Source organism: Priestia sp. D51 (assembly GCF_053345675.1).
Genome location: NZ_JBLTIR010000006.1, coordinates 107,029 through 119,642, shown reverse-complemented (window position 1 = coordinate 119,642; position 12,614 = coordinate 107,029). Strand labels below are relative to the sequence as shown.

Sequence of the window (12,614 nt, the reverse complement as noted above, 5' to 3'; positions counted from 1 at the left end):
AAAATTTAATTATATCAAAAGGAGGGATTTAATGGCTTTAGAAATGAGAAATACATGCGAAAAGTGCAATAAGAAACTCCATAATAGCTCTGTTGCTTATATCTGTACACATGAATGTACATTCTGTGATAAATGTAGTGAAAGTGCGATGTATATTTGTCCTAACTGTGAAGGGGAGCTGGTCAAGAGACCAAGGGGGCAAGAAAATCCGCTAAGTTGCTCATTGATTTAGACACAACACTGTATAGATAGTGCAGTCAGAACAGCTACAATCAATGGGGTGGATGTGACATTAGTGGGTGATGGACATTCAACAACGGACAGTAATGGTTTAAGTGCTAAACAAATCATAAAGCATTATAGTGAAACTTTACATGGTCATTACAACGTTGCACACTTTTCAATTGTCAGAAATGCAGAGGAAGACTTGTTTTGTCCCACACTTTATTCATAAAGGTAATAGTACACAACTAAAATAAAGCTCTAAAAGTGTTTAATGGACGCTTTTTAGAGCTTTATTTCTGCATTATGTCTCAATCTAAGCAGGAAAGCCTCCCGTTGGCGGTGGCCATGCTCCGTTTAATCTTCTCATAATGACAATTTCACCTAGATGATAGCTGTTGTGAGAAGCAATATTACGCAGTAATCCCCCTGGGGTTTCACTTGGCCAAGCATCCAGAGGTTCTTCGATTGATAATGTCTCAGCTAAGTGACAAGCTTCGTCAATTCCATCACAAAAATGCTGGATCGTCTTTTCCCATTCTTCCTCATCAACCGGAGCAGGATGTTCAGGCCAGCTTTCACTTACACTTTTCGGTCTCTCAGGGTTTTCTCCTTTAGCAAGAGCAAGTAAAAAGTCTTGCCAATAGCTCATATGCTTCACTAATTGATAAATAGAGTAAGGTAATTCCTTTTGTTTATGTGAAGCAAGTTCCATATTAATGTCGGTTATTGCATTAATTGTTGGAAGATGACCTCTTTCACCTCGCAGTGATTTGATAAGTGCATCACGAAATGCTGTATTTGTTTGTGTCATGTTTTTTCCGGCCTTTCTTTTTCGAAGTATTAATCTTGTAACAGTCTAACACAAATTAGTTTAATATATGTACTTCTGTGATTAACAATTTACTATAACAAAGCCACTAAAATAAATAGTATCCATCACAATTTTTTGTTTGTAAGTCACCTTTATATGAAGAAATATGGTTTAATGTAAAAAACGCAGCGAATCTTCGATTAAGTACAGAACTTTTTCTCTTTTGTAAAAAGCGTATCGTTCGCTACGCTTTTTACAATTCATTTAATCCTCAACGGTTATTTCAACTATATAGAGATTTCCTTGATATGAAATAGAGAACGAACGAATAATGGTCGTGACAGTTGTGCCTTCTATCTCTTCCCCAGATTGACTGGTAAGCAAATATGCGCCTTGTCGTCCTCTACGTATACCGAAATACTCATAACACATAGGTCTGAAAACAGTATAATGCGACTTTCAAGCAAAGAATCGTATTCAACTATGTAATAGTCGATTGTCTCATTAAGTGTGTCGTAGTCTAAATTATCTTGACTAAGGATTTTATCCAATTCAAGTGCAAGTGGTTTTTCAATACTAATATTTATTTGTTCTGTGCGCATATAAACCGCTCCTTAAAAAGAGTATCGACAAGTATAAGTGTATGTTTACATAATACCTACACTTTACTATTTGTAAGTAAAGAAAAAACATGAGGTGAAAGTATGAATTGGACTGAACAACAAAAAAACGTATTTAACACATATGTACCGAATGGCGACTGGATAAGTTTTATGGCCCATTTGGGGATTTCACAAGAAGAAGTAATGTTAGTTATTCTAGATGAAGAAATGACAATTGAACAATACTGTCAACATGGACCACCAGAAGCAGCAAAAGAAGTGTTGACATACTACAAGGAAAATGGAGCACTCGTGTCCTTCGACCAAGAAGGTTTGTCTATTAAAGGAGATAAAACCATTCCTCCATTTCGCTCAATGGAAAAGAAAATCACCCATTTTTCGTTAAAGGAACGAGGGTTCATTTGTCAATTAGCGCATCAATATTTGGAAACCCATGAGTTAACGGCAGAAGACATTAAACACATCTTAGAGATTTAAATTGAATTAATCTATGTTTTAAATAAACTATTTAAAATGAAATCAGCAGCTAAATAATCACAAATTTTTTTACCTTATATTTTGACGTGAGTGAGGTGTCCTATGATCTTTCTAAGTCTTACCTTCCCGTTGTTCCTGGGTTTGTTGTATATTGCGTTTGCTACGTTTTTAAGAAAACTACATAATAAAGAAAATACAACGGGTGTTATCGTATACGGAGCAATTATTTCCGTTATTTTAGGTAGTTATGTTATCATGTTGTTTACCTAAAATTAAATAAAATATATGTGCGTTTCATATAAAAAGCCGCTATCTCAAGTATAGAGTTAGTGGCTTTTTTAATTATTTATATGCCGATTTAATTGTATCTAAATAAAAATAATCAGCATCTGCCTCATCTTGAACAACCATTAATTGATAGAGATGGTCAGGCTTATCTGGAATATTAAAAACAATGTTTAAATCAAGTGGTTTGTCTTCTAGTTTCATGTTTGGATAATTTGTTGTAAAAAGCGTATATCCCTCTTTTGTATAAGCCTCTCTAGTAGCTGGTTCATAGGTCTTACTGTCTGTTACGTCTTCTAATGTAAAGTGAAGGTCTTTTAGCGATACAGAATTTCCTTCTTCAAACGTATTTTCTAAACGTACAGATACATTCATAAATGTTGAAGTTCCGTTAATGCTATCGATATCATCCACGTAAGATGCGCTGTTGGTTGAAATATAGTATTTATGGTGTTTAGATTTTTCATGATAAGATAGGCTGCCTTCTGCCGGTCTAACGTTTGTTGCGTGCTCAAGGCTAGCGGTATGTTTTGGGGCAGGTGCTTCTACGGTTACTTCGTTTTCTTTCTTTCCACTTTCGCAAGCAGCAAGGCCAGAGACTAAAACGGCACACATGATGCTTGTTTTTGTTAATTTATTCATTATACTCCTCCAAGATAGATGATAGTGTTTATGTTACATGGAATATATATGGGAATCAAGGAAAAATGTGAAAGGTAGTTACAGAGGTAAGGAGTTTAAATGTTCTAGGATGCTTCCAATTTGGAGAAAAAAGAAAAAATGGTAAAAAAGAAATAAGGAGAGTGCAGAAGTTGGGGTGAAGGTAAGAAAAGCTGATTCATCTTTACCGATGAACAGTCTTTTTTTTGCAACCAGTCTGATGTTATGGGAGATGTCCCTTATAGTATGAAGTAAGACTCAACAGGTAACACATAATGTTTCAATTGGTTATAAAAAGGATGGTGTTCAGGATGAAAAAACGAATAAAGATGTTAATTTCTATTGGAATTGCAGCGTCTTTGATTATTATTTCGTCTCAATCGAAAGTGCATGCTAGTACTCCGATTGGTACGGTTCAGGTTAAAGCTCATTCGTTATATCTTCGAGCAGGAAATAGTTTTAATGCAAATGGAATTATATCATATGCTAAATGTTTCTTAGGGATGCGATATATCTGGGCATCTGCAAATCCTCTTTATGGTGGATTTGATTGTTCAGAGGGAATATAGTGAAATTCAGAAGTGACGGTACCTTTATATTTTTCGTAATAAACTAATCGAATGTCCATAAAACCATCCTTTCGTAGGGTAAAGCACAAATAAACTATCTGGAAGAAGTAAAACTATTATATAGTTGATGATAACAACAATAAACACCAAATGAGGTGATACGATGAAAAAAGAAGAAAAAGTGGAAGCAGAAGAAGTATTGTGCCGGTTGTTTAAAGGTGGAAAAATTAAGCACGTTGGAGATGGAATACGTTCTGATTATTTTAGACTCAAAATACAAGCTGCTGATGGTCAACCACTTGTTATTACTGCGGAAAACAAGTGGGCTGTTTCACCTATACGTTCCTTTTTTTCACTTATTGCCAAACAAGAGGAAATCACAGACATATTCTTAGGGGAACAAGAACCTCATTTAACGTTACAGTTTACAAGCGGTGTGCTCTTAACAATCTTTGGAGTAGATAACCTCTATGAAAGTTGGCAAGCCGGTACAGATTCACAAGATTGGTTAGTCGTTGCATGTCCAGGTGGAGAAGTGGCAGTTTGGTCTCCAAAGAATGAAGAAAATATATAACAGTAGGGGGTGTCGGCAATGAGCAATATATACGAACAATTAGATGAATTGCAGGAACAGCTACAACATTATGCTCTTAATAGAATTGAAGAGTATTATTACACCAGATGTTGTGAAGTAGCCGGAACCGAGGTTACTTAAGGGCCTTATTTATCTTATTTTTATTAGAAAGCTTTCAGTATAATAACCCCTGTAATAATAAGAGTAACGGAGATAATCTTTCTTTTGTTTTTTGATTCTTTAAATATATAAATACCTAACAGCGTTGTACTAGCAATCGTTAGCCCTGCCCATATAGCAAAAACAATACCCATTTCAAAATAGTGTGTTGTTAGAGAAATGAAATAAATACAGGCAATGAACAATAAGAATGCACCTATCGTGGGAAAAGTTTGTTTAAAGCCTTTAGATAGTTTTACACACATTTGCCCTGCAATGCCTAAAACTAAGCCAATCGTTAAAAATACGTATCCCATTACGCTGCCCTTCTTTCTTTAGAACTTCCTTTAATGTTAAGAGAAACTGCACCAATTACGATAAGAGAAACTCCTAAGATTTTAGATAAGGAAATAGTTTCATCAAAAAAAATAATACCTGTGACAACAACAAGTACGGTTGCACCTCCTGCATATAAAGCACTTGCTACTCCTACTTCACCTTTAGCGTTAAGGAGCATATAAGCAGCAATCGAAGAACAATAAAATAGTATGGCAAAAACAGTCGGAACAAAGTTTGTGAATCCATTTGTAAGATTAAGAAAAAATACTGCGATTACCTCCAAGATGATGGCAAGAAACAATAGTAAATAAAACAATCAGATTTCCTCCTTTTAGTCACCTCATTTTAAGAACTTTACGTAATGGCTACTAAATAATTGCAGTAGCACTCGGATGTCATTATTTTATCTAGAGCTTGATATCTTGTAAAATAATGATAAATGATTATAGATATCATTATCATTAATACCTAAATGAATGAACGTAAGTAGAAAGAAGGATGTTTATGGAAGTAGAAGATATACGTATATTTATGGCTGTGGCAGAATACGGCAGTGTAAGTCTTGCTGCTGATAAGCTAGGTTATGTCCAACCAAATGTAACAGCACGTATTCGATCTCTTGAACGAAAAATTGGACACCCATTGTTTCATCGTCACAGACGCGGAATGACATTAAATGTAGAAGGTCGAAAACTTTTAACGTACGGAGAACAAATGATGAGGCTAATGGATGAAATACAGAAAGCATTTCAAGATGAGCGTAACCTTGTTGGATCATTATGTATTGGATTAGTTGAAACGGTAGTAGGGTTTCCTGAAATCATTTCTTCCTATCATAATAAGCACAAAAATGTGGATATTTCTCTAGTATCAGGAGTAAGTACACAATTAATAGAGAAAGTTCTTAAGTTCCAGCTAGACGGGGCATTTGTAGCAGAACCAGTAAATGTGTCAACGCTTGATCAAATTCCGGCTTTTGATGAAGAAATTGTACTTGTATGCAGTGCAAATGAAAAAGGGAAGAAGCAGATTCAGTCTGCCAGAGAGTTACTGCACCTACCATTCATTTTATTTAATGAAGGCTGCCAATATAGAGAAAGACTACAGCAATGGTTAAAAGAAGAACAGATTGTATCCCCGAAAATTATGGAATTTGCTACACTCGAAACGATCATGGGGACAGTAGTTTCTGGTCTTGGTGTGACACTTATAGCCCGGTCATTAGCGGAGAGATATGAGAGGGAAGGGTTAGTACAGCTCTTTTCAATACCTGAACCTTACAGAAACCTTAGGATTGTATATGTTCGTCGTTCCGACTCCTATCTAGGAGTAACTGAGCGTGAATTTACAAAGACAATCAGCGAAGTAAGAGAAAGGAAAAATCAGAAATAATCAGACTGTTTTTCGTAAAGATCTTTTTTATTTAGCCTATGTTTAGGATGAATATACCAAGTGCTAATTTGAGCAGTAAAAGTGAGCTTTTTAATATCTAAAGAGGATTACGCTGCTTAACTTTTTATATGGTATACATCTAAGAAACGTGTAAAGGAGCAGCTGCAGTGAAGATAGAGGACAAAAAATTTACGGAACGAGTACTGAAGCACTTACTTATTAGCAGTCAAATAGATTGCGTGAAATGTGGGCTTAATAGCTCTGTAACTCTATTGTATTTTACTAACTATAATAAAAAAGATGATAGTGATTTTGTATTGAATATCGAAACAACTTGGACTGTATATCCTGAAGCCCGCGATACATACCCATCATCAGAGGATGCAGTGCCTTTCCATACAGAAGAGCAATATTTTAAGCATATTTGGGATATCAGGAGACAAAAAGTAGTAAATGTTCAGCTGGATGCCGTATCGCCTCATCTTATCATTTCTCTAGAATCGGGGAGAGTATTATTTGTGAACGGTCATGATCCTAACTATGAATGCTGGCAATTAGGAGACCCTTTTGCAGGAAGTGATTGGGTTTTAGTTGCAACTCTGGGTGATGACATAGCTGTTTGGTGTCCTGAGGAGTTTGAATGAGCGTTATGTTAACTATTCTTACATATTGTATACAGAAAAATTACTAAGGGAAATGTTAAAATAAAACTAAAATATGGAGTGGAATTCATGAATACGATCCTAGAGAGCTTTTATGACTTAAAGGAAATCTGAGTTCTTTTAATAATCTTCATGAAAAGTACAATTGGCTGTTGACTGATTTAGATGGATCTTTTCCAGATAAGTACCTTGATTACTTTACTGACTACAGAATTTACAACAATGGAACGAGCCGCAATACATATTGGATTACAGGTGAAAAGCTCACAAAGCTTGCTAATAAAGAGGACATCTATTTTATATGGGGAGTTTTTTCTGCCTTTGATAAGAAAGAAACTATAAATTTAGATATGCTTAAAGAAGAGCCTTATGCTGATGGTAATCCGGGTTTTTGGATTGAAACACCGACAATTCAGCACCCTAAAGCAATTATAGAATTAGTTTTTTGGGACTCATCTTTAATTTTACTTTTGAGCAAGGACGAAGAAATATCTAGGAATTTTAGAAACAAGTTTGCAAAATGGAAAGACCTAGACAAGTATAATAACGAATAGTTTCATGACGTACATGTACTATCGGAAGATTAACTAACTAGAGGTAGGAGGGGAAAGTTGATGATTGATAATAGGCTACGAAAGATAAAGAATCATGAAACCGATGATTCTTTATCTGAGCTTACGGATACGGAAGTTTTATTAAATTTTCAGCGTGCCATTACCAGCTTATATCCCCATCTAATACGCATACATGCTCATGCTTATGAATCATGGGATGATATTGTCATCCCTTTATTTTATGAAATGGTTTATAAAACTTTTTCGTTCAAATATGGCGTTGAGATTATGGCAGATGAAGCACACCCTTTTTTGTTTACTTTAAGGTGTTACGAAGGCATTCATCATATCCAATGCCTTCCCAAAGCGTCATCGTTTCAAGGGATACTGAATAATGAAAAATTTGGTGTTAGCAAAGAGAACGTGGAAGGGAAAAAGCTTATTTTTAAGTCTTTTGGCGATAGTATTAATTGTTTAACAATGGGTCTAGATAGTCAGGATCCTCAGGCTGTTCATTTTAATCTGGTTGAGGTAGATGTAGTATGTGCTCAGTCTAATAAACGCATTGGGATTGACGGGTGTACTACATTTTTTATTCATAAAAACGATGTAGAATTTGAATTTGTCGCTGAGACTTTTAACCAGAAGTTGCAAAAATAAAAAGGTAATTAACCTTACTGCCATAAACAAAATAGATTAATACATTCTAATTGTTTAGTTACTTACAAAGAAAGCTTTAGCTGCAAATAAAAGGAGAAAAGCATGAGAAAAGCAACTATATCAAAATTAGACAAATTAGTGGGCTTAAATGTAAGATGCGCGGGGAGAGCCTCAAATTTGTTTTGGCTAGGATTTGGAGAAAAAATTTTAGTAACCAGAAGGGGGAAAACGGAAGAGGTAGCTGAATACGCTTTACATATTCAATGTTCATGGCGTATTGTCAAAGGTAATAAAATTGTAGTAGCCTCACGGGATTTCTATTCTCCAAGAACAGGATTGGATGATGAAAATGAGTACTTTGAATGGGATGTCCAAGGAAATAATCGATTCGATGAACGAATTGAATCTTTTATAGAAGGTATAAACGAACACACGATTGTTGAAAGAGTTGACTCGGATGAAGTAGGAGGGCTAAAGATCTTTTTATCTCAGGGTTATTTAGTGGAGGGATTTCCGGATACGTCAGAAGACGATGAGTATAGTGAGTTCTGGAGACTTTTCAACCGAAAGGAAGACAGCCCTCACTTTGTTGTCACAGGAAAAGGTATTGAAAACGAGTAATCGTATAATTAAAGAAACGGAAAAAGCACAAACCCGTTGGAACCAAACGTTTTTGTGCTTTTTTCTTATTTTATAGTTGAGTTACATATAATCATAAGCGGAATCATCAAAATAGAGCCAGTGATAATATTCAACCTGCGGATCTGTCATTTTTAAAACTTCTTCTTCATTGAATTTTTTATACTCAACTAATTTCTGTACTTTAGAATTTCTTTCCACTTGGCTCATTTTAAATCCTCCTTATAGTTTGAAAAGTAACAATGTATTTAAATTCAGAAAGCGTTTTCTTTTTTTCTTATTTTTATTATATATCTCAATATGAGATTAAAACAATATCAATTATAGATGATTTTTCAAAAAACAATATAGAAATGGTATTATGGCGTCGGATTGGGACAACAAGGCTTCTGCAATCGAAATTAAATAATAGGTGATTGCCAACGGCCAGGTTAAAAATTTTTGTTCGTATCGTTGCTTAATTCCTAAAAAAAATTATGATAACTAGCTCTATAAACTAAAAATAAAGCTAGCTGGGTTAAGCTAGCTTTATTTTTTTATGTTGTTTTGCAGAGTGATAAATTTTCAACTGTCGTTCACTTTGGTATAAAAACTCTTTATCAATTTCATCATGTTACGCCCCGAAGTTCTTGACATTGGATGATGATCTTCATCATCACGTGTACTCAGGTACCAGCTTCCCTTGTCATCTTCATTTAATCTATATACCTTATTGGTTCTACTATCTGTATAAAAGTTTCCATCCTTCAGTCTCAAACAATCCCCCCTCTACCACGTATCTATCCTGTATTATGCCCAAGATATCAATTTTATGAAAAATTTTATATACACAAAAACAGCAGGTTTCTTAATACGCTTATTATTTTGTATGTAATCTACAGAGGTGCAAAAAAGGATAAAGGCTATGAGTGAGAAAATATTTAGTAATGGAGAAATAGTAACTATAAGAGTATCGAATGAATCAGTAACAATCTTAAAAAATCATTATGTAAAAAACATGAAAAGATACTCTTATACAGTCGACAAATATCCAAGTACCTTTTTCTTTGAAGAAGAATTAAAAAAACACGAACTATAATTATTGATAAATAAGTTTTGATATAAAAATCTTTTTAAATAAAAACAGACTCTGAAAATAGAGTCTGCTTTTTAGTATGGTTTTTATGCTTTATTTACGTTTGTCGCTTGTGGTCCGCGTTGCCCCTGTTCGATATCAAAAGTCACTTCTTGACCTTCATCCAAGGATTTAAAGCCTTCACCTTGAATAGCTGAGAAGTGAACAAATACATCTTCTCCACCTTCACGCTCAATAAATCCAAAACCTTTGTCAGCATTAAACCATTTCACTTTACCGTGTTCCATTTTTTGTTGCCTCCTAGAATGTAGAAAATAAACCAGATTATCATTAAATCTAGCTTATTTATTATATTATCCCAATAGAGACATCTTAAACTTAAATTAATGTGATCTTTCTAACTTTCTTTATCAATATTCACTTCACTAAAAAGGTGATTGGGGTATGACGATTTACATCATAATGAGGTTCATATGCAAAAACATCAAAATATTTATAAGTGATCTTCTAAACATCGAAATGATAGAAGTCAAAGATCAACCAATGCCCACATACTCATTATGGGCATTTTATTCATAAATATGAACTAAATTAGATGAGAGAGCACACGGGGACCCATCTGCCCAAAAGAAAGGGAAGTTCACTCAAAATCTTTTTGAATAGTGGTGTAAAAATAGATTCTATTAGATAAGAATCTATGTACCTTTTCATATAAATCCAACCTTCGCATGAAGCATTCTTAAACTTGTTTACAAATAAAAAATGACGCCGTTGGAGGCGCCATTTTTTATAGAATAGAGAAGGACACACCCTATGCACGGGCGGTACTCTTAACACATCGTCTTGATTTGATAATACCCAGTGTTTAAGTTTAATAAACCTTTTTTTGGTATGACGATTTATGCAGAATATCTACATGTACCTTTTATACTAGTATTCGGCTTATTATTTGTATATGGGATTTTTTACATCCCTTAAAATGTTACTTTCTCATAATAATTCTTTATAGAGTATTGTCACACTCCTAATCAGTTCACACGGATGAAAGGTTGACTCATCCAATTATTTATACATTATCTAAAAAATGTATTTAACATAAGAACCTAATGGTAACACTATAAACAATAGTTAGTGAGTATGATTTCATTCCATATATTTAGGGTTTCGGTTAGTTAAAACGATAAAAGACGAGATAAGAATTAATGAGCTATTTCTTTCACATAAGCTTGTCAGAATACTATCTAAAGAGAGGTCGAACAATATGAAAGTGACGGATACACTTGTTCAATGTTTAGAAAATGAGGGAGTTGAATATATTTTCGGAATACCTGGTAAAGAGACGTTGGATTTTATTGATTCTTTATCCAACTCTAAACAGATTCAATTCGTGAATGTGCGGCATGAACAAGGAGCTGCTTTCATGGCAGACGTATACGGAAGGTTAACAAACAAAGTAGGGGTATGTTTATCAACATTAGGACCAGGAGCTACTAATTTATTGACAGGTATATCTAGTGCAAAGCTAGACCACTCTCCTGTTGTAGCATTAACGGGACAGGCTGTTTTGGGGAGACAACATAAAGAGTCACATCAATATATGGACATTATTAAAATGGTAGAACCAGCAACGAAGTGGCGTGTTCAGATAAAAGATGCACAAACGCTTCCTGAGATTATTCGAAAAGCATTTAAAATTGCACAAATGGAAAAGCCAGGACCCATAGTAGTAGAATTGCCAGAAGACTTAGCAACTCAAATCGTTCCCATCAAACCTATTTCACCTACATCTATACCCGTAAGTATACCTATCATGGAGTCAATTCAGGCTGCCAATACTCTTATTTGGCAGTATGGGAGACCTTTTGTTATTATCGGTAACGGCGTTGTTAGACAGGAAGCCGTGGATGAGCTTCAACTATTTATTGAACGTCTTCAATCACCGGTTACCCATAGTTATATGGCTAAAGGTGTGTTATCTAAAGATCATCCACAAAATTTCTTTACGTTTGGATTTAATGAGAAAGATGAAGTGCTCGCAGGCTTAAAGGAAGCTGATCTGCTTATTGTAATTGGGTTTGATTTTGTCGAGAAGCTACCCAAAGAATGGAACACGGAAAAAACACCAATTTTACATATAGATACCTTACCAGCAGAAATAGATGAATATTATCCTGTAGAAGCTGAATTGGTTGGAGATATAAAGCAGACTTTACGGGTATTCAATCAGCTCGATATTCCTTCTAAACCGTGGATTCCTTCTGGTAATCTCCAGAAACAAATTAAGCAATCCTATCATATTGAAGAGAAAAAGATAGACAGCAATTTACTGCCTTTAACAATCGAGAATATCTTGCATAGTATCGATAAGCTCTCTTCAGAGGAAACAATTGTGATTTCAGATGTGGGAGCTCATAAAGTATCTATAGCTCGAACTTATCAACCCAAAAACGCTAACAAGTTCATTATATCAAATGGTCTAGCTTCCATGGGTATTGCTTTACCAGGCTCAATTGGAGCTAAACTAGCCTGCCCTAATGATTCAGTTATTTGTATTACTGGAGATGGAGGAGCTTTAATGAATTTTGCAGAAATAGAGACGGCAAAGCGCTTAGGGCTTTCATTCATGATTATTGTCTTAAACGACTCTACATTAAAAATAGAGCAGGAAATGATGAACAAAAAGTTTGGTAAGAGCTATGGAGTAACTTTTACAAACCCAAATTTTGTCCAATTGGCAGCTAGCTTTGGAATTAAAGGAGAACGGGCAAATAGTTTAGTCGAATTTGAAAATATAATAAAAAGAGCCTTAAAAAATGCAGATGAGATTATCCTAATTGACGTTCATCTAAAAAGCTGATTGCGATTTCTCCATTATTTTAACGAGTTATCTCTGTTAAGAGATTAATCTGT

Annotated in this window: 18 protein-coding genes and 1 pseudogene; 12 read left to right on the top strand and 7 right to left on the bottom strand. The window is 34.8% G+C overall.

What is annotated here, in order from left to right:
* The first annotated feature begins 31 nt into the window (after positions 1-31).
* Positions 32-232 carry a DUF1272 domain-containing protein gene (locus ACNHOZ_RS22220; RefSeq protein WP_028413848.1) on the top strand — a complete coding sequence of 67 codons (201 nt, stop codon included), beginning with the start codon at positions 32-34 and terminating at the stop codon, positions 230-232.
* Positions 233-454: pseudogene (locus ACNHOZ_RS22215) on the top strand (cysteine hydrolase); the annotation flags it as partial.
* Between the two features lie 84 nt (positions 455-538).
* On the opposite strand, the gene ACNHOZ_RS22210 reads toward ACNHOZ_RS22215, so the two are convergent.
* Both ACNHOZ_RS22210 and ACNHOZ_RS22205 read right to left on the bottom strand, forming a co-directional pair.
* A complete protein-coding gene (locus tag ACNHOZ_RS22210) occupies positions 539-1,036 on the bottom strand; it encodes a DinB family protein (RefSeq protein ID WP_047751249.1) in 498 nt (165 codons plus the stop codon).
* 353 nt (positions 1,037-1,389) lie between these two features.
* Positions 1,390-1,638: a hypothetical protein gene (locus tag ACNHOZ_RS22205; protein ID WP_048018652.1), complete on the bottom strand. Its 249-nt coding sequence runs from the start codon at positions 1,636-1,638 to the stop codon at positions 1,390-1,392.
* Between the two features lie 102 nt (positions 1,639-1,740).
* Between ACNHOZ_RS22205 and ACNHOZ_RS22200 the strand changes: the two genes are divergently transcribed.
* Positions 1,741-2,136: a hypothetical protein gene (locus tag ACNHOZ_RS22200; RefSeq protein WP_048018653.1), complete on the top strand. Its 396-nt coding sequence runs from the start codon at positions 1,741-1,743 to the stop codon at positions 2,134-2,136.
* Positions 2,137-2,478: 342 nt separating this feature from the next.
* Here the strand turns inward: ACNHOZ_RS22200 and ACNHOZ_RS22195 are convergent, their stop codons facing one another.
* The gene (locus ACNHOZ_RS22195) at positions 2,479-3,063 is read right to left on the bottom strand and encodes a hypothetical protein (RefSeq protein ID WP_048018654.1); all 585 of its coding nucleotides are present in this window, start codon (positions 3,061-3,063) and stop codon (positions 2,479-2,481) included.
* Between the two features lie 329 nt (positions 3,064-3,392).
* Between ACNHOZ_RS22195 and ACNHOZ_RS22190 the strand changes: the two genes are divergently transcribed.
* From ACNHOZ_RS22190 to ACNHOZ_RS22180, 3 genes are all read left to right on the top strand, one after another.
* Positions 3,393-3,650, top strand: a complete 258-nt coding sequence (locus tag ACNHOZ_RS22190) for a hypothetical protein (protein ID WP_033578602.1) — start codon at positions 3,393-3,395, stop codon at positions 3,648-3,650.
* Positions 3,651-3,813: 163 nt separating this feature from the next.
* On the top strand, positions 3,814-4,224 hold the full coding sequence (locus tag ACNHOZ_RS22185) for a DUF6188 family protein (RefSeq protein WP_053074012.1): 411 nt from the start codon (positions 3,814-3,816) through the stop codon (positions 4,222-4,224).
* A gap of 18 nt (positions 4,225-4,242) precedes the next feature.
* Positions 4,243-4,365, top strand: coding sequence for a hypothetical protein (locus tag ACNHOZ_RS22180; RefSeq protein WP_255293452.1), 123 nt, complete (start codon positions 4,243-4,245; stop codon positions 4,363-4,365).
* Positions 4,366-4,388: 23 nt separating this feature from the next.
* Here the strand turns inward: ACNHOZ_RS22180 and ACNHOZ_RS22175 are convergent, their stop codons facing one another.
* Together ACNHOZ_RS22175 and ACNHOZ_RS22170 are read right to left on the bottom strand one after the other, a co-directional pair.
* The gene (locus tag ACNHOZ_RS22175) at positions 4,389-4,700 is read right to left on the bottom strand and encodes a DMT family transporter (RefSeq protein ID WP_048018655.1); all 312 of its coding nucleotides are present in this window, start codon (positions 4,698-4,700) and stop codon (positions 4,389-4,391) included.
* Positions 4,700-5,038: a DMT family transporter gene (locus tag ACNHOZ_RS22170; RefSeq protein ID WP_033578604.1), complete on the bottom strand. Its 339-nt coding sequence runs from the start codon at positions 5,036-5,038 to the stop codon at positions 4,700-4,702. Before ACNHOZ_RS22170 ends, ACNHOZ_RS22175 begins: the two co-directional genes overlap by 1 nt.
* Positions 5,039-5,226: 188 nt before the next feature.
* On the opposite strand from ACNHOZ_RS22170, the gene ACNHOZ_RS22165 reads away from it, so the two are divergent.
* The 5 genes from ACNHOZ_RS22165 (at position 5,227) to ACNHOZ_RS22145 (ending at position 8,611) form a co-directional block, all read left to right on the top strand.
* A complete protein-coding gene (locus ACNHOZ_RS22165; RefSeq protein ID WP_048018656.1) occupies positions 5,227-6,114 on the top strand; it encodes a LysR family transcriptional regulator in 888 nt (295 codons plus the stop codon).
* A 167-nt stretch (positions 6,115-6,281) separates the two neighbouring features.
* Entirely contained in the window at positions 6,282-6,758 is a 477-nt protein-coding gene (locus ACNHOZ_RS22160; RefSeq protein ID WP_168760606.1) for a hypothetical protein, read from the top strand.
* A gap of 170 nt (positions 6,759-6,928) precedes the next feature.
* Complete coding sequence (locus tag ACNHOZ_RS22155) at positions 6,929-7,330, top strand: hypothetical protein (RefSeq protein WP_230683540.1); 402 nt, start codon at positions 6,929-6,931, stop codon at positions 7,328-7,330.
* Positions 7,331-7,390: 60 nt separating this feature from the next.
* Positions 7,391-7,990, top strand: coding sequence for a hypothetical protein (locus ACNHOZ_RS22150; protein WP_048018659.1), 600 nt, complete (start codon positions 7,391-7,393; stop codon positions 7,988-7,990).
* Positions 7,991-8,092: 102 nt separating this feature from the next.
* Positions 8,093-8,611: a hypothetical protein gene (locus ACNHOZ_RS22145; protein WP_033578610.1), complete on the top strand. Its 519-nt coding sequence runs from the start codon at positions 8,093-8,095 to the stop codon at positions 8,609-8,611.
* Between the two features lie 81 nt (positions 8,612-8,692).
* Here ACNHOZ_RS22145 and ACNHOZ_RS22140 read toward each other — a convergent pair whose 3' ends face one another.
* Both ACNHOZ_RS22140 and ACNHOZ_RS22135 read right to left on the bottom strand, forming a co-directional pair.
* Entirely contained in the window at positions 8,693-8,839 is a 147-nt protein-coding gene (locus tag ACNHOZ_RS22140; RefSeq protein ID WP_014460666.1) for a BH0509 family protein, read from the bottom strand.
* 951 nt (positions 8,840-9,790) lie between these two features.
* Positions 9,791-9,991 carry a cold-shock protein gene (locus tag ACNHOZ_RS22135; protein ID WP_013056409.1) on the bottom strand — a complete coding sequence of 67 codons (201 nt, stop codon included), beginning with the start codon at positions 9,989-9,991 and terminating at the stop codon, positions 9,791-9,793.
* A 974-nt stretch (positions 9,992-10,965) separates the two neighbouring features.
* Between ACNHOZ_RS22135 and ACNHOZ_RS22130 the strand changes: the two genes are divergently transcribed.
* Positions 10,966-12,561: an acetolactate synthase large subunit gene (locus ACNHOZ_RS22130; RefSeq protein ID WP_048018660.1), complete on the top strand. Its 1,596-nt coding sequence runs from the start codon at positions 10,966-10,968 to the stop codon at positions 12,559-12,561.
* The last annotated feature ends 53 nt before the right edge of the window (positions 12,562-12,614 follow it).